This window comes from Maridesulfovibrio salinus (assembly GCF_055394525.1).
Genome location: NZ_AP042461.1, coordinates 2,974,901 through 2,995,294, shown reverse-complemented (window position 1 = coordinate 2,995,294; position 20,394 = coordinate 2,974,901). Strand labels below are relative to the sequence as shown.

At 47.7% G+C, this 20,394-nt stretch carries 19 protein-coding genes; 7 read left to right on the top strand and 12 right to left on the bottom strand.

All coding sequences use genetic code 11. The features are described 5' to 3' along the window. Position 1: 1 nt before the first annotated feature. From ndk to dut, 12 genes are all read right to left on the bottom strand, one after another. Positions 2 to 421, bottom strand: coding sequence for a nucleoside-diphosphate kinase (gene ndk, locus ACZ5PW_RS13615; RefSeq protein WP_464554537.1), 420 nt, complete (start codon positions 419 to 421; stop codon positions 2 to 4). An 84-nt stretch (positions 422 to 505) separates the two neighbouring features. Continuing rightward, positions 506 to 1,300, bottom strand: a complete 795-nt coding sequence (locus ACZ5PW_RS13610; RefSeq protein ID WP_464554536.1) for an ABC transporter ATP-binding protein — start codon at positions 1,298 to 1,300, stop codon at positions 506 to 508. Further along, positions 1,300 to 2,202 carry an ABC transporter permease gene (locus ACZ5PW_RS13605; RefSeq protein ID WP_464554535.1) on the bottom strand — a complete coding sequence of 301 codons (903 nt, stop codon included), beginning with the start codon at positions 2,200 to 2,202 and terminating at the stop codon, positions 1,300 to 1,302. The genes ACZ5PW_RS13610 and ACZ5PW_RS13605 overlap by 1 nt, the downstream gene beginning before the upstream one ends. 280 nt (positions 2,203 to 2,482) lie before the next feature. Then, positions 2,483 to 3,433 carry an ABC transporter substrate-binding protein gene (locus tag ACZ5PW_RS13600; RefSeq protein WP_464554534.1) on the bottom strand — a complete coding sequence of 317 codons (951 nt, stop codon included), beginning with the start codon at positions 3,431 to 3,433 and terminating at the stop codon, positions 2,483 to 2,485. 462 nt (positions 3,434 to 3,895) lie between these two features. Beyond that, positions 3,896 to 5,083, bottom strand: coding sequence for a divergent polysaccharide deacetylase family protein (locus ACZ5PW_RS13595; RefSeq protein ID WP_464554533.1), 1,188 nt, complete (start codon positions 5,081 to 5,083; stop codon positions 3,896 to 3,898). A gap of 108 nt (positions 5,084 to 5,191) precedes the next feature. Continuing rightward, entirely contained in the window at positions 5,192 to 6,469 is a 1,278-nt protein-coding gene (locus tag ACZ5PW_RS13590; RefSeq protein WP_464554532.1) for a S41 family peptidase, read from the bottom strand. Between the two features lie 49 nt (positions 6,470 to 6,518). Further along, positions 6,519 to 7,637 carry a murein hydrolase activator EnvC family protein gene (locus ACZ5PW_RS13585; RefSeq protein ID WP_464554531.1) on the bottom strand — a complete coding sequence of 373 codons (1,119 nt, stop codon included), beginning with the start codon at positions 7,635 to 7,637 and terminating at the stop codon, positions 6,519 to 6,521. Positions 7,638 to 7,644: 7 nt separating this feature from the next. Continuing rightward, positions 7,645 to 8,298 carry an endonuclease III domain-containing protein gene (locus ACZ5PW_RS13580; RefSeq protein WP_464554530.1) on the bottom strand — a complete coding sequence of 218 codons (654 nt, stop codon included), beginning with the start codon at positions 8,296 to 8,298 and terminating at the stop codon, positions 7,645 to 7,647. Beyond that, positions 8,291 to 9,157, bottom strand: a complete 867-nt coding sequence (locus ACZ5PW_RS13575; protein WP_464554529.1) for a 50S ribosomal protein L11 methyltransferase — start codon at positions 9,155 to 9,157, stop codon at positions 8,291 to 8,293. The genes ACZ5PW_RS13580 and ACZ5PW_RS13575 overlap by 8 nt, the downstream gene beginning before the upstream one ends. A gap of 146 nt (positions 9,158 to 9,303) precedes the next feature. Next, a complete protein-coding gene (locus ACZ5PW_RS13570; protein WP_464554528.1) occupies positions 9,304 to 9,513 on the bottom strand; it encodes a hypothetical protein in 210 nt (69 codons plus the stop codon). 241 nt (positions 9,514 to 9,754) lie between these two features. Beyond that, the gene (locus tag ACZ5PW_RS13565) at positions 9,755 to 10,957 is read right to left on the bottom strand and encodes an acetylornithine/succinylornithine family transaminase (protein WP_464554527.1); all 1,203 of its coding nucleotides are present in this window, start codon (positions 10,955 to 10,957) and stop codon (positions 9,755 to 9,757) included. Positions 10,958 to 10,978: 21 nt separating this feature from the next. Beyond that, positions 10,979 to 11,452: a dUTP diphosphatase gene (gene dut, locus ACZ5PW_RS13560; protein ID WP_464554526.1), complete on the bottom strand. Its 474-nt coding sequence runs from the start codon at positions 11,450 to 11,452 to the stop codon at positions 10,979 to 10,981. 211 nt (positions 11,453 to 11,663) lie between these two features. Between dut and glgP the strand changes: the two genes are divergently transcribed. The 7 genes from glgP (at position 11,664) to ACZ5PW_RS13525 (ending at position 20,379) form a co-directional block, all read left to right on the top strand. Then, positions 11,664 to 14,231: an alpha-glucan family phosphorylase gene (gene glgP / locus ACZ5PW_RS13555; RefSeq protein ID WP_464554525.1), complete on the top strand. Its 2,568-nt coding sequence runs from the start codon at positions 11,664 to 11,666 to the stop codon at positions 14,229 to 14,231. Positions 14,232 to 14,247: 16 nt separating this feature from the next. Then, positions 14,248 to 14,925 (top strand): thermonuclease family protein, encoded by a 678-nt coding sequence (locus ACZ5PW_RS13550; protein ID WP_464554524.1) that lies wholly within the window; start codon positions 14,248 to 14,250, stop codon positions 14,923 to 14,925. An 81-nt stretch (positions 14,926 to 15,006) separates the two neighbouring features. Continuing rightward, a complete protein-coding gene (locus tag ACZ5PW_RS13545; RefSeq protein WP_464554523.1) occupies positions 15,007 to 16,533 on the top strand; it encodes a glutamate synthase-related protein in 1,527 nt (508 codons plus the stop codon). 228 nt (positions 16,534 to 16,761) lie between these two features. Further along, positions 16,762 to 17,205, top strand: coding sequence for a 4Fe-4S dicluster domain-containing protein (locus tag ACZ5PW_RS13540; RefSeq protein ID WP_464554522.1), 444 nt, complete (start codon positions 16,762 to 16,764; stop codon positions 17,203 to 17,205). A gap of 3 nt (positions 17,206 to 17,208) precedes the next feature. Beyond that, entirely contained in the window at positions 17,209 to 18,480 is a 1,272-nt protein-coding gene (locus tag ACZ5PW_RS13535) for an NAD(P)/FAD-dependent oxidoreductase (protein WP_464554521.1), read from the top strand. 38 nt (positions 18,481 to 18,518) lie between these two features. Then, entirely contained in the window at positions 18,519 to 19,631 is a 1,113-nt protein-coding gene (locus tag ACZ5PW_RS13530; RefSeq protein WP_464554520.1) for a class II glutamine amidotransferase, read from the top strand. Then, positions 19,624 to 20,379 (top strand): GltB/FmdC/FwdC-like GXGXG domain-containing protein, encoded by a 756-nt coding sequence (locus tag ACZ5PW_RS13525; RefSeq protein ID WP_464554519.1) that lies wholly within the window; start codon positions 19,624 to 19,626, stop codon positions 20,377 to 20,379. Before ACZ5PW_RS13530 ends, ACZ5PW_RS13525 begins: the two co-directional genes overlap by 8 nt. The last annotated feature ends 15 nt before the right edge of the window (positions 20,380 to 20,394 follow it).

Sequence of the window (20,394 nt, the reverse complement as noted above, 5' to 3'; positions counted from 1 at the left end):
ATTAGTTCACCAGTTCTACTGCGCTGAAGAAGTAGGGGACTTCGATTGCTGCGGTTTCAGGAGCATCGGAGCCGTGGCATGCGTTTGCCTCAATTCCGGCACCGAAAGCCTTGCGGATGGTTCCTTCTGCTGCTTCAGCGGGGTTGGTTGCGCCCATGAGATCGCGGTAACGCTTGATTGCGTCATCACCTTCAAGGACGGATACTACACAGGGGCCTGAGGTCATGAATTCAACGAGCTCACCAAAGAAAGGACGTTCTTTGTGAACAGCGTAGAAACCTTCAGCCTGGGCCTGAGTCATGTGAATCATCTTGGTTGCCTTGATGTTGAGACCTGCATCAGAGATCATTTTAAGGATGTCGCCGACTTTGCCTGCCTTTACTGCATCAGGTTTGATGATGGAAAAAGTAAGTTCACTCATTTTAAAGTCCTCCAATCTGTATTCTTTTTTGCGGATTTTCGCATTTTTCAGGGAAGTCCCTGAGCGGAAAGGAAGTATGTCGTCCTATGAAAACAGCATTCTGTCGGTTGCCATACTCTCGCCCCGAAGGGTGTAGAATCTTTCAAGAAGATCTTCCACTTTTAAACCCTTCTTATCCTTTCCGGAAATATCCAGGATTATCACGCCCTGATGGAACATGATAAGCCGGTCACCCATATTGATTGCCTGATTCATATTATGGGTAACCATCAGAGTTGTCAGGGAATCCCTGCGTACAACGGCGTCGGTTATATCAAGAATTTTGCGTCCTGTCTTGGGGTCCAGTGCAGCTGTATGCTCGTCCAGTAATAAAATATCGGGCCTAGTCATTGTAGCCATAAGCATGGTCAAAGCCTGTCTCTGTCCACCGGACAGCAGTCCAACGCGGTCAGAAAGTCTGTCTTCAAGTCCCAGTCCGAGTGTTTTCAACTGTTCCCTGAACAGAGTTCTGTCCTGCTTTCTCACACCGAAACCAAGACCTCTGGTTTTACCGCGCTTGAGTGCCAGAGCCATGTTCTGTTCAATGCTCAGGGTTGCACAGGTTCCAAGCAACGGGTCCTGAAAAACACGTCCCAGATTAGCAGCCCTTTTATGTTCGGGCCATCTGGTCACGTCATTCCCGTTGATGGAAATCGTGCCGCTGCTAAGCAGAAATGTTCCCGCTATGGAATTAAGAAAAGTGGATTTACCCGCACCGTTGGAGCCTATTACGGTGATGAATTCACCCGGATTGACATCAAGATCAATCCCACGCAGTGCCTGAACTTCGTTGACACTGTCCGGATTGAATGTTTTGGCGGCTTTTACAACTTTGAGCATTATAAACGCCTCCTTTTCAAAAGACCTGCTTTGATCTGCGGCGATACCAGCGCAATGACAACCAGCATGGCCGTGACGAGGTTCAGATCGCTCGGGGTGAAGGAGAATTCCCCGAAACGAACGCCAAGAGCAAGTGCAATGGCTATGCGGTAAACAATAGAGCCGAGAAGGGCGGAAAGCATTGCCCGGCTGACATTGCCTTTTCCGAAAAGTGTTTCACCTATTATCACGGAGGCAAGTCCGGCAATGATGGTCCCGATTCCCATGTTCACATCTGCCGCCCCCTGATTCTGGGCAACCAGAGCACCGGACAGCGCGACCATGCCATTGGAAAGGCCGACTCCGAAGATGATCATCATGTCTCTGTTTACGCCGAGGCTGGTGATCATTTTGGGGTTGTCTCCGGTGGCGAGCATTGCCAGTCCGAATGAAGTTTTGAGAAACCAGATCAAGGCCAGAAGGGCCGCACCCGAGATCAAAGCGAAAAGTATCGGGGTAGAAAAATGCGGTGCAAGACCTGTTAATTCTATAAACTGGTCTATCAGTGTATCCTGTCCCAGCAGGGTCATATTAGGCCTGCCCATGATTCTTATATTGATTGAATAAAGGGAAATCATAGTCAGAATTGAGGCGAGAAGGTGCAGGATTTTGAATTTGGTATTCAGTATGCCTGTTACAGATCCGGCAATAAACCCGGCCCCGACCGCCAAGGCCATGCCCAGTACGGGGTGGTACCCGTTGCTTATAGCAACAGCTGATACCGCAGCTCCCAGCGGAAGGCTGCCGTCCACAGTCAGATCAGGAAAATCAAGCACCCTGAAGGTCAGGTAGACCCCCAGAACCATCAACCCAAAAGCAGTGCCCTGTTCAATGGCACCCATAAATGCATATAAACTTATCATAGTCAGTGGAAGCCTCTTCTACCTGTCACCATCCCCCTCATCAGTTTTTCATTTTCCTCACGGGAGAGGGGCAGGGAGGGGGAAAGAATATAATATATTTCTGCCACGCGCGGTGGTGTTCAAAGTTTACTGCGTTAAGCAACAGGACTGCCGGGGCAGGCTATATTATCGTAATTAAATCAAACGGCCATTCGTGATTCCGGCAGGTCACTGTAAGCAAATAAAAAAAGGCGCAGAATGTACTGCGCCTTTACCTCTTATAGCTGTGATTTGCAAATGTTTACTTGATGATCTTGTCCGCTCTGTCCAGCACCTGCCGGGGAATGGTCACTCCCATTCCGGCGGCAGCCTTTTCGTTAACAAAGAGGCGCAGGTTCTGCAGGGTTTCAACGGGCATCTCAGCAGGGTTTGCGTTACCGGAGAGAATGCGTGCAGCCATATCGGCTGTCTGGAGACCCATGCGGTAGTAGTCAACCGCGAGGGCGGCAACAGTTCCTCTCTCTACAGAATCAGTATCTGCCGAGAATATGGGCAGCTTGTTCTGCCTGCATACTTTGATAGCGGCTTCAAGGCCGGATACCACAGTGTTGTCGAGCGGGATATAAATCGCGTCACATTTGCCTACAAGGCTTTTAGCTGCCTGATAGACTCCACTGGAGTTGGCTATCGAAGCTTCCTCTACCTTGATACCGAAGTCTTTGCATATTTCCTTGAGCAGGTTGGTCAGCACAACGGAATTAGCTTCTCCGGCATTGTAAATGGTTCCAAGTGTCTTGATCTCAGGCATGAACTCCTTGATGAGTTCCACTTGGCGCAGAACCGGACTCATATCTGTCATTCCGGTGATGTTTTTACCGGGCTGCATGAGACTCTTTACCAGTCCGGCCGCCACAGGATCGGTGACGCCTGTGAAAAGTATGGGAACATCTTTGATCTTCTGGGCTACTGCCTGTGAAGAAGGAGTGGTGATGGCCATTACGAGGTCTGGGTTTTCTCCCTTGATCTGGTTGGCTATCTGGATATTTGTGGCCTGATTGCCCTGAGCAATATGTTCATTGTAAATTACATCAATACCGGCTTCCTTGAGGCGGTTTTTAAAACCTTCACGCATTGCGTCAAGTGATGGATGTTCAACAATCTGGGAAATAGAAATAGTGTAAGTCTGTGCGGAGTGGATTACAGGAACTGTAACCATGAACAGTAGAACGAGAAATAGGAGGATTTTTTTCATCCTGATAAATCCTTATAAGCTGAAAAATTTATATTAATATGATATGGCCCCAAAATGGCACTTAAGTCAAGACAGGAAACAAAATATTTTTTAAAATGATTAATTTAGCATCAAAATTTAACTTTTATTGATAATGTCTAGAGAATATTGAGGATTTTAGTTCCCTTGTTTTAAACTACTTCATATTTGTTTTTAGTTTAAACGAGAACAGACTGCGAGAGCACCATCTGCGTTGTAAAGTCAGCTTGTCAGCGAGTCTTCCAGCTTGGAAAACCTTACGCGGGGTGTGCGGCAAAAAAAACTGAAACTCACGTATGTATAAATGCGCTGCGTTCCAGTTTTTTTACATATGGCCCCAGAAACTTTATCAACAATCTGATGATTCTGGTTTTTTTCTCAAAAATAAATCGATGCCGGGCTTGTAATTCTTGCCGTATCCATGAACTTAAAAGGTTTGAGAAATCAGCTGACAGGTCTTAATTGCTCCACCGGAACTACCCTTACTTTTCCTTTGTTTTCTTTCGCCCACTGCCTGATTGCTTTCAGGGTTTCGTGGTTGGGATGTCCTATTGCGATTGCCTGACCTACTTTTTTGGCTATCTCAGCGGTTTTCGAAAGTTGGTACTTGATTGCGGAGATATTTTTTACATTATCAAGAAAGATATTTCTTTCATATGCAGTGACTCCTACATTCTTTGCGGCACGTGTTCCCGAGCTTTTGGGAGTGGTCCGGCTGTCCAGGAAAAAGAGTTTCTTCTTTTTCAATTCACCCATGACCTGCTTCATTCCATAGTAATCTTCAGTAAAGCGCGAGCCCATGTGGTTGTTGAGACCTCTGGCGCCCGGAACTTTTGATTCCGCAGCCTGCACTATTTTCTGGATCTGTTCGGCTGTCATACCCATCAGCAGAGCGTCTGCCCCCGGATTGACTTTCGGATATCCTTTGGGCTGCATCGGCAGATGAATCATTATTTCATTGCCGTTTTCTCTGGCAATGGCGATCGTCTTTTTCACATGTGAACTGTTTGGCCAGATGGAAAATGTAATGTGGATGTCAAGACCAGCGAGTCCTTTGGCAAGTCTCACATCTTCGCCCATATCGTCGATGACAATGGCTATTCTGGGAGCGTTGGGGTCCGGGACAGCGGCAGACGATTTCTTGTCCGGAATCGGATTGAAAAGAGAAAATCTGTGAGTGGGAACTCCATTTATGCTGATGAGCCATTTTTCCGGGGAAACTTCATGCACACTTGCATTGAGAGCCGTTGCCTGAACTCCTTTTTCGATCCGGCTTACAAACTCTTTTTTTTCTCCCTTGCACGGAAAACTCAGCTGCTGGAAATGAAAATCCCGTCCCTGATGCTTTTTAAGCGAGACATCCTCAAGCTTGAGTTCACTCATGGATATTTCAGCTTCCTTAAGGGTAGTTATCAATGCCAGATCTATACGCTTTACGAGGTCGTCAAGGTCATCTTCCATTGGTTCTTCGTAAAGCATGGTCTGGTTCATTTGTGCTGTACTGTTTTCAGCTATTATCTTTTCAGGCGGTTGCGGTTTTTTTCCGGCCGCATCCGTCTCAGCATTAGAATAAAGCAGCAGAGCGATACTTACGCAGATAATTGATGCAGCGATAACAGTCGTCGCAACCATTGTGACCGGTTTTAATAACCGAGCCCGAAGTCCCGGAGATGTTTCCGGGATTTCGGGCTCGGTGTTTTTATCATGAGTATGATTTTCCACTGAGGTTTGCCCTTGCTCTTATTTAATTTCCTTGAGGCGGGGCAGCTGTTTTACCAGCTGCAGGCCAAGTCTGATCTGGTTGTCTTTTTCAAGCATCAGCATGGCTTTTTCTTCTCTTTCGGTCTTGTTCTTCTTGCCTTTTCCGTTGTTTTCGAGATGCCTGCTCAGGTCCTTTTCACGGACGATGAACCTGCTGTCTTCATCTGCCTTTTCAACCGGGATAACAAAGGGATACACAATGTCAGGATCAATTCCTTCCGCCTGAATCGAGCGTCCGCTTGGTGTGTAGTAAAGAGCGGTGGTTAATTTGATACCTGAACCGTCAGCCATGGGAATGATGGTCTGAACGGAACCTTTACCGAAAGTGCGTTCGCCCAGAAGCAGGGAGCGGTCATGGTCTTTAAGCGCACCCGCAACGATTTCGGAAGCGGAAGCGGAACCGGCGTTGATCAGAGTCACCATCGGGACATTGACATCTGTGGACTGTCCACCTGCTTCAAAGTTCTTTCTGCTGGCTTTATCACGGCCTTCAATATAAACGATCAGGCCGTTATCAATGAAAGTGTCAGCGACTGAAACCGCCTGGGTCAGCAGTCCGCCCGGGTTGTTGCGCAAGTCCAGTATAATGCCTTTGAGACTGTGTTTTTTCTTGTATTCGGAGATAGCCTTGTGCATCTCACGGGTTGTGTTTTCATTAAATCTTGTGAGTCTGAGATAAAGGTAACCGTCTTCCAGTTCCTGACTTTTGGCACTGATGATGGGAATTGTGTCGCGGGTGATGGTCACTTTTTCAGGCTTGTTGGCATGCTTGTGCAGAATGGTCAGAATTACATCAGTTCCACGTTTGCCGCGTATTTTTCCGACAGCTTCCATCAGAGATATTGACTGGGTGGATTCCCCGTTGATTTCAAGGATGATGTCTCCAGGCTTAAGACCTGCCTTGTAAGCGGGAGTATCTTCGATGGGGGAAATAACAGTCAGTCGGCCATTTTCCATGCTGATTTCAATTCCGATGCCGCTGAATTCACCACTGGTGGATTCCTGCATTTCCTTGAAATCATCGTTGGAAAGAAAAGTGGAGTGGGGGTCAAGCTGTTCCAGCATACCTTTTACAGCATCATCTACGAGCTCTTTTCTGGAAATGTCTTTGACGTAATTGTGTTCCACCAGATCAAGAACCTGTGAAAACCTTCTGAGCGGTTCAAAACGGTTTGCATCAACCGCCTGCGTTGGTTGCGGTGCTACTGAAATTACGAAAAGGGCGAGGATGGCTACCAACCACAAAGTTTTTCTCATTTTTTCCTCCAGCGTGGTGAATGCTGTAACTTTCTAAAGATATTGAACGTTATTTTCGGGACAGCCATTTTTGCGGATTTACCGGTTTCTGGTGGAAACGCAATTCAAAATAGAGTCCGTTTTCTTTCAATTTAGGATAATATCCTGTTTTGCCAATAATTTCATCTTTTTCTACTTCCTGTCCGGTTTTTACAAAGCTCTCGGCCAGATATGCGTACAGGGAGTAATAGTTGTATCCGTGGTAGATGATAACCACTCGTCCGAATCCTCTAAGGGTGTCATTATGAACAACTTTTCCCCAGAAGATTGATTTAACGTCAACGCTTCCATCTGTCTTGATACCGACCCCCCTGAAGGGTGGTTTGGCAGAAAGATTAAACCTAACTTTGGTTTTCCCGTCACTGGGACGGGGCAGGGAACCCTTGAAATTCTGAATTTTTCTGCTGGTCAGGCTTTTAAGTCTGTAATTCAGTTTGTTGATTGTATCAAGAAGGCCTTTGATTTCCTGTTCACGGGTTATCTTCTGTGACCTGATTCCCCGTATTCCCGAAAGAAGGCTCAATTTGTCTTTAAGCAGGTTGTCTTTGGAGGAGTTGATTTCCGCCAGTTTCTTTTCCGCCTTTTGCTTCAACTCACTTTGTGCCAGAAGATTCTCTGATATTTCAAGAGATTTCTTCTGAGCCCTGGTCATCTCTTTTTTGGTATCCTCGTAAAGGGATGCCAGCCAGACGAAATTACGGTCAGCACTGTGCCAGTCATCAAGACTTCCGAATCTGTTTTCAAGTTTACGGGAGTGGACCGGCCAGATTTCCATGAGCATTATTTTCAGTCGGTCAGTAATGATTTCGAGTTCTTTTCTCAGGACCTGTTCGTCATTTCTGGCGTTCATTTCCTCTTCAGAAATACGTTGAAGTTCGTCCTCCTGATTGAAAAGTTTACGTTCAACACTGACTATGCGGTCTTCAATCGAAGCAAGTTCTCCGAACATTGCCCGTTCTTCGCGGGTGAGCTTAAGGAGTTCCTGCTTTTGTTGGGATACTGTTTTCCGGGTGTCCTGAATCTCTTCCTTTAATCTGCTTACCGCCGAATCCTGGGCGAAAGAAGGTCCGCATATCCCAACTATGAGAAGGGCTGTGCAAAAAATATATTTGATAGGAGATTCAGGCATATAGCAACTAATAATCCAGAAAAATATTAAGCGGACAGTTTTCGCAATCCGGGTTGGATTTTTTGCACCATCTTTTGGCGGTCATCACGATCAATGCATGATATTCATTAAACAATTTTGCATCTTCTTCAAGCACATCCATGAAAAAATCCTGCAATTCCTGATAATCGATGTCTTCATGGACCAGCATGTGCCGGTTGAATATACGTCTGGTATAAGCGTCAACAACGAAAACAGGCTTGCCGAGTGCGTAGAGCAGTATCGAGTCAGCGGTTTCAGGGCCGATGCCTTTAACCTTGAGCAGTTCTTGCCGCAAATCCTGAGTATCCATATCTGCCAGATCGGTTACGCATTCTGCGGAATGACCGGTTAGAAAATCAAGAAAATTATTCAATCGTTCGGCTTTTAATCGAAAATATCCCGACGGTCTTATGAGTTCTTGAAGTTCTTCTATTTCCAATCGTTTAAGGCCGTGCAGAGTGAGTGCTGAGTTGGCCTTAAGGTTTGATATGGCTTTTTCAACATTGGTCCAGTTGGTGTTCTGGGTGAGAATGGCTCCGATGGCGATTTCAAAAGGCGTTTCGCCCGGCCACCACTGGCGAGGCCCGATCCTTTCAGAAAGGGCCTCGTAGTATTGCATTAAGACTTTATTTCTATTCATCTTCAACTGATACATTTCTCCAAAGCAGTCCTGCCCATTCTCCCATGGTGAATATCTCAGGCGAGGGCAGCCCTGCTTCGATGTAGTGGGCTGCAACTTTTTGAGCCTGTTCCACGAGGATTCCGGAAAGAATGAGAATAGAGTTTTCCTTCAGCCGGGCAGTAATATCAGGACAAAGCTCGATGAGCGGGCCGGAAAGGATATTGGCGACCACAAGATCATATTTCAGCTGCGGATCAATGCTGTCAGCACTTCCTACTGCGAGGGTTATGCCCTCGACATCATTATTCTCGATATTTTCACTGGCACAGACAATGGACTGGGGATCGATATCAACACCGACACCTGTCATGCCAAGTTTAGCTAGTGCGATAGCAAGAATCGCTGAACCTGTTCCGAGGTCAAAGAAATTTTTCTTCGGTCCCAGTATGTCTTCTGATGCCAGTTTGCTTATCAATTCAAGGCAGAGTGCTGTAGTGGGGTGGCTGCCTGTGCCGAAGGCCATTTTAGGTTCAATGATTATGTGGGTTTTATCTTCGCTCTTCTGTTCCAGCAGCCACGGAGGCAGTATTTCGAAGTCTCCGCAGATCACAGGCTTGAAGTAGTCCTTCCATGCAAGTCCCCAGTTCTCCGCTTCTATCTCTTCATGCACACATCCGGCATCCGGCCAGCGCATTTTTATTTCTTCGACAATCTCCATACCCAGCGGATGGTCTTCGAGATGTACGGTGTAGAAAATCGAGTCATCATCAAGAGGCTTTTCTTCCCAGCCATGGGCGACGCGTGTTCCCAGATAAACTTGGCATTCATCGCTTTCTATTTCGGAAAGCGTAAACTGTATCCTTAAAAGTTTAGACATGTTTGGTCCTTGTAATTGTGTCCGGTTTGTTTTCGGTTCACCCATAACGTAAAAAGCCCAACTACTAAAGTTAGTATTTGGGCTTTTTGAGGTTTATTAAGATAATCCCTGATAATTAATGCTCGATTCAAGTGAAACTGGTCCCTTTAAACAATACGGTCAATCAGTTTGCCTTTTCCCGTAATGCTGTGGATAGCCTCGGTGGCAATGCGTTCCTGTTCGTTTTCATGGGCCCTCATGGACGGATCATCAAGTGAAGCCGCAACGAAGTCCTGCCGTTCGGTCGGAACAGGCATGGTTATGCTGGTGTCTACAACACCGCCTTCAACAGGCTGTGAAAGTGCAACATCGCTCATGAATAACTCCCTGAGACAGCTTATTTAAATTGCCGTTTTTTATTTTTGGCTGACTAACCGGTCCGTTATGCTTGAATATTTCCAATTTTACGGATCAATTTTACAGTTAAGTATTAACGGCAGGCCGTTTGGTTCTTCAAGCTGGGATGAACCAGATTGTTCAGATTTTGAATCTGACATAAGGGCCATATATCAACAGTTGTCTATAAATTAAATAAGCTTCTAAACGCATCCGGTCAAGCTATTCGGTTTTTTCGAGCAGCTCTTCAAGGGTGCTCAAGAATGCATTCAGGTCTTCTTTGTCAATTGTCAGTGCCGGGAGCAACCGCAGGATGGTTCCCTTGGTCAGGTTGAGGATAAATCCCTTTTCCCGTAATTGCGCGAAAACTTCACTGCCGTCAAAAGCCAGTTCAACTCCGAGCATCAGACCCTTGCCGCGAACGGAAGCAATTTTTTCAGGGAATTTTTTCTGAAGCCTGCGCGCACATTCTGTGAAATGGTTGCCCAGTTCTTGAGCACGTTCGTCCAGCTTCTGTTCCACCATTATGTCGAGAACTTTGGATGCCACTTTCGAGACAAGCGCTCCGCCACCGAATGTTGTTGCGTGGCTACCGGGAGTGAATGCTTTTGCGATGTCATCTGTGGCAAGCATTGCGCCCATGGGCAGGCCGTTCGCGAGAGCCTTTGCGGAGGTAAAGATATGGGGAGTAATCCCGTAATGCTGATGCGCCCACCACTTCCCTGTGCGGCAGAGACCGGACTGAACTTCGTCCACAATCAGGAGAATGTCTTTTTCCGCGACAACTTCAGTCACGGCTTTAACATATTCATCGGAAAGGGGTTTAATTCCGCCTTCGCCCTGTACCATCTCGATCATAACCGCTGCGGTCTTATCGGTTATGGCAGCTCTCAGTTTTTCCGCGTCTTCGGCGGGAACATGCTTGAATCCTCCCGGGAGTGGCGCGAAACCGTCTTTTATGGGACCGGTCTGTCCGGTTGCGGTCAAAGTGGCAAGAGTACGCCCGTGAAATGAACCTTCAAGGGTGATGAGCTCATAAGAGTCTCTTTTTTTGACTGAGCTCATGTATTTGCGGGCCAGCTTTATGGCTGCTTCGTTGGCTTCAGCTCCGGAGTTGCAGAAAAAGACTTTGTCTGCGTCACAGGTGGCAAGGAGTTTTTCAGCGCATTCAACCTGTTCTTCCTGATAGAAAAGGTTGCTTACCTGAACCAGTTTGCGCGCCTGCTCAGTCATGACTTCAACAAGCTCTTCCGGGCAGTGGCCTATATTGACCACGGAGATACCTGAAAGCAGGTCTATGTATTCTTTACCGTCCAGATCCCATATTCTGGAGCCTTTGGCCCTGCTTACGTTGAGCGGGTATCTTCCATAGGTGCTGCAGATTGATTCTTTTTCTTTAGCTACAAGTGTGTCGTGTTTATTCATGGTATTTATTTTGTGTAGAGATTAATTTTTACCTGTATGCCCGAATCCTCCGGCACCTCTGCGGGTGTCGGACAGTTCTTCGCTTGGAACGAGTGCGGCATGACAGTATGGCATGAAAACCAGCTGTGCTATGCGCTGTCCGCGCTCAATTCGTCGTTTTTCTCCGGAGGTGTTCAGCAGGGAAACCTTTATTTCTCCACGGTAGTCGGGGTCGATGACTCCGACTCCCTGACTTACGGTGAGCCCTTCTTTGGTTCCAAGGCCGCTGCGGGAACATATGAATCCTGCGATACCTGGTTTGGTAATTTCAATGGCGATCCCAACCGGGAAGGCGAATCTTTCGCCCGGGCCGATTTCTATGGCCTCTTCTTCGATACATGCTCGAAGATCCACACCTGCTGAATTGGGCGTGGCGTAACCGGTTCCGCCTTCGCGGGCTGTATCGCTCAAAAATTTTACTTTAACTTCAATTTGATCAAGTTTAGTGATAGGCATCTCTTTCTACCTTTAAATAAAAGACATTTTGTGAAAGGAGCATGCTCCTGCAAGCTCAATGTGTCAACTTTCTATCAAGATAATTTCCAAACTGTCTTGAAATGTTAACCTGAATAAGGCAAATAATAAAAATAAGTGTGAAAGGTCCGGACTGTTATTGATCAGATTTGGATCAGTCCGTTTCAAACTATATTGTTTTAAGGAGATCAGCATGCAGCCACTTCGCGTGTACAGCGTGGTTCCCCGTCTGCCCAAACAGCTGGAAGAGCTTTGGGACTTGGCCTATAATTTTCTCTTTGTCTGGAACAGTGATATTTCCAGTATTTTCTCCTCCATTGATCAGAACCTTTGGCGGGAGTGTCAGCAGAACCCGGTGGCTTTTCTTAACAATCTGCCACAGCAGCAGCTGGAAGTGCTTGCGAATGACGATTTCTTTATTCAGCGTCTGAAGGAAGCCGTCAAAGTTCAGAGAAACTACCTCTCAAGGGAAAGCTGCTCATACAAATTTGAGGGCGCTCCCAGGGGTAAATCAGTTGTAGCTTATTTCAGCTTTGAGTATGGAATAGGCCTCAGCCTGCCCATTTATTCCGGCGGTCTTGGAATTCTGGCTGGTGACCATCTCAAATCAGCCAGTGATCTGAATATACCTCTGGTCGGTATAGGACTTTGCTATCAGCATGGTTATTTTCGTCAGTATATGACTCAGGACGGCTGGCAGCAGGAGCGTTATCCCAGCCATGATTTCGAGGAGATGCCGCTTAAACCTGCCAAGGATAAAGATGGTGAAGACGTATATTTCAGCCTTGATATAAAGGGTGAACCTTTGAAAGTCAAAGTCTGGTCAGTTCAGGTTGGCCGGGTGACTCTCTATCTTCTGGATACCAATATTCCGGAAAACCCGTCATATTTCAGGGCGATAACCGCTCGCCTTTACGGCGGTGATCTCGAAATGCGTCTATGGCAGGAAATTCTTCTCGGCATCGGCGGTGTGAAGGCCCTTGCCGCTCTTGGCCTAGATCCCAGTGTCATCCATATGAACGAAGGGCATTCCGCTTTTGCAGGTCTGGAGCGTATCCGTATTTTCATGACCGATCACGGTATGTCTTTTGAGGCTGCAATGGAAATGGTGGCTTCATCTTCTATTTTTACCACTCATACTCCGGTTCCGGCGGGTAATGACCGCTTCCCCGCAGACCTTATGCGTCCTTACTTTGAGCCTTATGCCCAGACTATGGGGCTGGCCTACAAGGTTTTTCTCGCTCTTGGGCGTGAGGATCCCCGGGATGATTCCGAGCAGTTCTGCATGACGGTTCTGGCTTTGAAGCTTTCCCGCTTCAACAATGGTGTTTCACTGCTGCATGGCCGGGTTTCCCGGAATATGTGGCAGAAAGTATGGCCTCAGTATCCTGTTGATGATGTTCCCATCGGAGCAATTACCAACGGGGTTCACATGCCTACCTGGGTAGCCACGGATTTTTCTCTTCTGTTTGACAGATATCTCGGCCCCAACTGGCGTGAAGATCCGGACTGCACAAGGGTATGGCGTCAGACCGATAATATTCCTGACGCGGAACTCTGGCGGACGCATGAGCGTTTGAGAGAACGTCTTGTTGATTTCGTGCGCAAGCGTCTGCGCAGACAGCTTGTGGCCATAGGGGCAAGGCGCAGTGAGATTGAACTCGCTGATGAAGTCCTTGATCCCCGTGCGTTGACTATCGGATTCGCGCGCAGGTTTGCTACTTATAAAAGGGCCGGACTGCTGCTTCGGGATAAAGAACGGCTGATTAAGCTTATTTCCGATTCCAGGCATCCGGTGCAGTTTATTTTTGCCGGTAAAGCCCATCCGCAGGATAATGAAGGTAAGAAACTTATTCAGGATCTTATCCAGCTCTGCAGAAGGGAGGAGTGCCGTATGAGTATGGTATTCCTTGAAGATTACGACATGAAGATTGCCGATTATATGGTTCAGGGTTGTGATATTTGGCTGAATACCCCGAGGCGTCCTCTTGAAGCGTGCGGAACCAGCGGAATGAAGGCTATGGCCAATGGCGTTCTTCAGTTCAGTACCCCTGACGGATGGTGGGATGAAGCATATCTGCCCGATAACAGCGTAGGCTGGGCAATCGGGCGCGGTGAAGATTACAATGACCATGAATATCAGGATTTTGTTGAGAGCCAGACTCTTTACAAGGTGCTGGAAAATGACATAATCCCCGAGTTCTACGACAGAGGGCATGGCAGTATTCCCAGAAGCTGGATTAAAAAGGTCAAAAAGGCACTGCGCATTCTCGGACCCCAGTTCAACGCGAACCGTATGGTTGAGGATTATACCGAGAAGGCCTATCTCCCGGCGTACCAGAACTACAAGACGATGTCTCAAGACAGGTTCCAGGGAGCCAAAGACCTTGCAGCATGGCGTATGGAGCTTATGACCAAGTGGTCCAGTCTTAAAATCAGGAACATTGTTTCCGAGACTCATACCGATGTTTACGTGGAAGAACCGATCATCATCAATGCCGAGGTATTCCTCAACGGTCTTTCCACCAAGGATGTTCAGGTTGAGATTTATGCCGGTTCTGTAGACCAGAATGGTACTTTCGTTAACCGCAACACTGTCATAATGACTCCTGAGGATGAACTCGGTTCCGGCTGGCATCACTATCAGGGTGAGGTCATGCCCGGCGAAGCAGGGCGGTTCGGATACACCGTACGGATTCTGCCTAAACACGAACTGCTGCTTGACCCCCACTCTTTGGGACTAATTTATTGGGCACAATAAAAAACGGAAGTATGATTTGAACATATTGTTTTTGAAAAGAATTAACAGCGGAGCCTTTCGGGGCTCCGTTTTATTTTTTATTCTTCTTTTTCTGCTTTGTCCTGCTGCATCCAATGCTCTGGAGGCCAGAGTAAAATATGTAATAGACGGAGACACATTCGTTCTGGAGGATAACCGCAGTGTGAGAATTGCTTCCATTGATACGCCTGAAATCGGGCGGCACGGGGACAAGGACCAATATTATGCTGCAAATGCCAGACATGAGTTGAACAGTCTGCTTAGGGGCAACGTCGTCAGAATTGAACTGGCTGGAGATCATAAAGACCATTATGACAGGTTGGTGGGCTGGGTCTATGTTGACAGTCTGTTTGTTAACGAACATATGGTCAGGCAGGGGTATGCTTTTTATTATTATCACAAGAACAATAGAAGAAAATTTCAGAATATACTTTTACAGGCACAGAGAAAGGCTTATAAGGAAAAGAAGGGGTTCTGGCCTGTGATTGTCCGGGAGAAGGGCTTTGACAAGATCTGGATAGGAAACAGAAACAGTTATCGCTGTTTTCCTGAAAATCATAAAACGGCAAAGCGCATCAGCAGACGAAACAGGGTGTTTTTCCCCAATCTGGGTAAAGCTTTCGAGAGCGGTTATTCTCCTGCCCGCAACGTCGGATTCTGGCCGCTTGTTAAGTGAGTTCAGGACATTCAATACTACTGTTTGTAAAATTGTCGGGCTTTAAGTTTTATAGAATCCTGCGGACGCGGGAGGAATCAGTTGTTATTTAAGAAATTTGCCAGCACGTTCCATGAGTTTCAGATTATCCGTGATCCTGAGCTGTGTATAGACTGCAAGGTCTGTATCAAACAGTGTTCTTACGAAGCCCATTTCTGGGATGAGGCTCGTGAGAAGGTTGCTCACGACAGTCGTAAGTGTATCGGGTGTCACCGCTGTTCTGCCCTGTGCCCGACCGCGGCATTGACCATTAAACTGAGTGAGGCTGATTTCAGGCCCAACGCTTCTTGGCAGCCCAATTACCTGAGGAACATTTTCAATCAGGCTGAATCCGGCGGGGTACTGCTTGCCGGAATGGGCAGTCCTTCAGATATACCTGTCTACTGGGACAGATTGCTGCTGGATGCCAGTCAGGTAACAAATCCCTCGATTGACCCCCTGCGTGAGCCGATGGAATTGAAGACCTTTCTCGGTGCCAAGCCGGACCGTGTGAAAGTCGACTTTGATTCAATGGGTGTTCCCTCCCTTGCTGAAGAAGGTTCTCCTCAAATAGAACTTGATATCCCTATAACTTTTGCCGGCATGTCCTTCGGTGCGATCAACTTCAACCTCCATGTAGCCATGGCCCGCGCGGCAAAAGAGCTGGGTACGGTTTACAATACCGGAGAAGGTGGTCTGCATAAGTCCCTTTATGAATATGGACAGTGGACAATTGTTCAGGTCGCGTCCGGAAGGTTCGGGGTTCACAGTGATTATCTGAATGCCGGGGTGGGTATAGAAATCAAGGTCGGGCAGGGAGCCAAGCCCGGCATCGGAGGTCATCTGCCCGGTGAAAAAATAAATGAGAAAATATCCGAAACAAGGATGATTCCGCCCGGTTCCGATGCAATTTCTCCTGCTCCACATCATGATATCTATTCCATAGAAGATCTGCTGCAGCTTATTTTTGCACTCAAGGAAGCCACTGAGTACCGGGTTCCGGTCGCGGTGAAAATTGCCGCGGTCAACAATGTGGCCGCAATTGCTTCAGGTGTAGTCAGGGCGGGAGCTGATATTCTGACAATAGATGGAATGAAGGGCGGAACAGGAGCTGCTCCGGCCATGACCCGCGATAACGTGGGGCTTCCGTTGGAGCTTGCTCTGGCAAGTGTTGATCAGCGGTTGCGTGATGAAGGCATACGCGCCAACGCCTCGATAATAGCAGGTGGTGGAATACGCTGCAGCGGTGATATCATCAAGGCTATCGCGCTCGGAGCGGACGCTGTGAATATCGGAACGGCGGCTTTGATTGCTGTCGGATGTACTCTTTGCGGTCGGTGTTACACCGGGAAATGTCCATGGGGAATTGCGACTAATGATAAGAAACTGTCCAAGAGGCAGAATCCGGAAATAGCGACTGAAAGGCTTGTTAATCTTGTTCGGGCATGGTCGCATGAGATTGAAGAAATGCTCGGCGGTATGGGGCTTAATTCCATAGAAAGCCTTCGTGGCAACAGGGATAAGCTTCGCGCGGTAGGCCTTTCTGAGATTGAAATGGACATTCTGGGTGTGAAGCATGCCGGACGTTAGGGGGCGGATCGGACTGCGGGATCAGCTTTTAACCTGAGGATGTTGTGCCGGAGCCTTCATAACTGGATAGATATGGTTAACAAATTCTTTGTGTTTTGATTTTTCTGTAAACCTGCAAGGTGGCAAAAGACCGGTTCCTGTGTTGCCGGAAGCAGTATTCAGTTCGATCATGGAGCAGGGTTTTAATATGATTTGTTTATGCGCCTGGATATTTGGAGATATTTGAATATGAAACGTGTTTACCCGAATAAAGAGTTCTGCATGGGATGCAGGCTGTGTGAACTTGCCTGTCTCGCTGCCCATTCGCAAAGCGAGGATATTATCCTTGCATACAGGCAGGAGCGGGCCAAAGGGTTATCTGCCTGCAAACGTGTTTTTGAGAACGCGGATGAATGTGTGTCCATCAGTTGCCGTCACTGTGAGGAACCGCTTTGTGTCCCCGTTTGTATTTCGGGGGCTTTGAGCAAGAATTCCGATACCGGTATAACAGTTTATGACGCAGATAAATGTGTGGGCTGCTGGGCCTGTTTAATGGCCTGCCCTTACGGGGCTATCCAGCGCAACGATCTGGAAAACAAAATTATCAAGTGTGATCTTTGTTCAGGTAGAGATAACGGTCCCGCATGTGTGGAAGTATGCCCCAACCGAGCTCTTAAATTCGAGGAGCGGTAGTTTATGAAGTACGTGATCATTGGAAACGGTATTGCTTCACTCGGAGCCATAGACGGGATCAGGAAGCATGATAAAAAAGGTTCCATCACAGTGATCGGAGCTGAAAATACTGCTGCTTACGGAAAACCACTCACTTCCTATCTTTTGGCCGGACGAATTACCCCGGAACGTTTGTCCATCCGTTCTGAAGATTATTACGAAGGAAAAAACGTCAAACTGCATCTTGGAACAACAGTGGTGGATATAGACACTGAAGGCCGTGAGATTCTTACTTCTACCGGGGAGAGAATCAGTTACGGCAGGCTCCTGATTGCTACAGGCGGCATTCCTTTTTCTCCCGAAGTCAAGGGTCTTGAGGGGGCGGATGTATATAATTTCACAGCGGTTAAAGATGCTTTCGTACTGATGGCAGTGCTGGAGAAGCTTAAAAAGGCAGTCGTTATCGGAGGGGGGCTTATAGGTCTTAAAGCTGCGGAAAGTCTTTATAATCGGGGTGTGCAGGTCGCCGTTGTTGAGGAGGCCCAACGCATCCTGCCTCTGGCTTATGACGAGGAGGCTGCCGGGCTTGTTGAAGCGCGCGTGAAAGAGGCCGGCATGCTGCTGAGGTGCGGGGTGCAGGCTAAAGAGATTATCCGTGACAAGGAAGGAAATCTGCGGGGTGTGCTTCTTGATGACAAGTCTTTTCTTGAGGCGGATGCGGTTGTTGTGGCCATCGGGGTCCTGTCTAATTCAGCACTCGCCCGGAATGCCGGAATCGATGTCGCTAAGGGTATAGTCGTCGATGAGAATATGCGTACCAGTGAGAAATTTATTTATGCGGCCGGCGACGTGGCTCAGGCAAAGGATATTGTGTTTGATAAAAATATGGTCGTCCCTATCTGGTCCAATGCTTATACTCAGGGGTACTATGCCGGGAAAAATATGTCCGGTAATGACTCCCGGTATCCCGGAACGCTGTCGATGAGTTCAATAAGCTTTTTCGGACTTCCGACAATATCTGTAGGGGAGGTAAACCCGCCTGAGGATTCGGGGGAGTACGAGTCATATACTTTTTTCAGCAAACCAAAGCAGAGTTACCGCAAGCTGGTTTTCAAAGGGGATCAAATGGTGGGATATGTGCTGGTCGGTGATATTGATTTTGCCGGAATGTATACCTCTTTTATCAAATTCAAGTTCAATGTTGATGCCCATACCCGTAGAAAACTCAGCGAAGGTGAGCCTGATGTACTGATGTGGCCGGACGATTTTTTCAACAAAGCATGGAATCCGGAATAATAGGTTCAGTCAGTCTGTAGTCCGCCGGAGGTGTATATATGAAGGCTCCTGAAAAATATTATGATTTCGAGAAAGATATCTCCGGTTGCGGAGTGTTCGGTGTAATCAACCGAAGACGTGAATGTATTCCGGGGGAAGTCCCGATCAAGGCTATGGCCTGTATGCATGACCGGGGAAATGGTCTGGGCGGGGGCTTCGCCGCTTATGGAATTTATCCGGATTTTGCAGATAAATACTGCTTCCAGCTTTTATGTGATGACCAGTACGGCCTTGATAAGGCTGAAGAGTTGATAAAGATCTTTTTTGATATCCACGAAGCCGAACCTGTTCAGACACGTAAAGTGCTGGCAATCCCTGACCCTCCGATTGTCTGGAGATTTTTTGTCAGTCCCAAGGAACTGCTGCCTCCGGCGCCTTTCAGCGGCGGAGATGAGGCGGACTATATCGTTGGTGTGGTAATGAAAATCAACAAGGAGATTCCGGGGGCATATGTTCTTTCATGCGGAAAAAACATGGGAGCTTTCAAAGGCGTAGGCTATCCAGAAGATATTGCAGATTTTTACAGGCTGGATGAATACAAGGCGTATATCTGGACCGGACACAACAGATTCCCCACAAATACTCCCGGCTGGTGGGGTGGGGCCCATCCGTTCACCATACTGGACTGGTCCATAGTTCATAACGGTGAAATTTCGTCTTATGGAATCAACAGAAGGTACTTATGTACTCACGGGTATGAATGTACCATGGGAACTGATACGGAAGTTGTTGCCTATTTAATAGATTTACTGGTACGTAAGCACGGTTTGAACAGAAGACTTGCATCATCGGTCTTTGCTCCCCCTTTCTGGGAAGAGATAGAGAGAATGGATGAGCGGGATAAAAAGCTTTACACCGCACTTAGAACCACATACGCAAGTGCGATGCTTAACGGTCCCTTCGCTATTCTTGTCGCGGACCGTAACAGCCTGTGGGGACTTAATGACCGGATCAAGCTGAGGCCCCTTGTTGTAGGGCGCAAAGGTGATGTGGTTTACATGTCCAGCGAAGAAAGTGCTGTCCGTCTGGTGTGTTCCGAACTTGATGAAGTATGGATGCCCAAGGCCGGGGAGCCGGTGATTATTGAGACTCTGGAGGCGGATAATGTCTGACAAAAGAGTTGTTATAGACGCTTCCGGGCTCGACTACCGCAGGCTGAATGAAATTGTAAGAGATAATGTGCGAAACGGTGTTGATGAATTCGTTCTCGACAATGTTATCGGACAAAGGTACATAGCTACAGCTTTGAAGGGTGAAATTGATTTCACCGTCAACGGCACGCCCGGACAGGACATGGCCGCGTTCATGAAGGGCCCCCGCATTGTTGTTAACGGCAATGCACAGGACGGGGTCGGAAACACCATGGACGAAGGCCGTATTATAATTAACGGTATGGCCGGTGACGTATTGGGATACGCCATGCGTGGCGGAACTATTTACGTCCGGGGCGATGTCGGGTATCGGGTAGGGATTCATATGAAATCGTATATGGATCAGCAGCCTGTAATCGTAATCGGTGGTAAAGCCGGAGATTTTCTGGGTGAATATATGGCCGGAGGCGTTATTTTGCTTCTGGGTATGTTTTCTGGTAAACCGGAAGCGCCCGTGGCCGGGATGTCCCTTGCTACGGGAATGCACGGCGGAGTCATATACGTTCGTGGTGAATTGCCGCAGGGATCTGTGGGAGCCGAAATAAGCTCCGGGCCTGCGGATGCGGGCGATATGGAGGCAATTGCCGATATCGTTCGTGATTATTCTGAGGAAATCGGTGCTGATGCGGAAGAAATTATGGCTTCGACATTTACGAGGCTGTCCCCCCGCTCGCACCGCCCGTACGGGAATATGTATGTTCCCGTGTAATAGGCGGATTGTTTT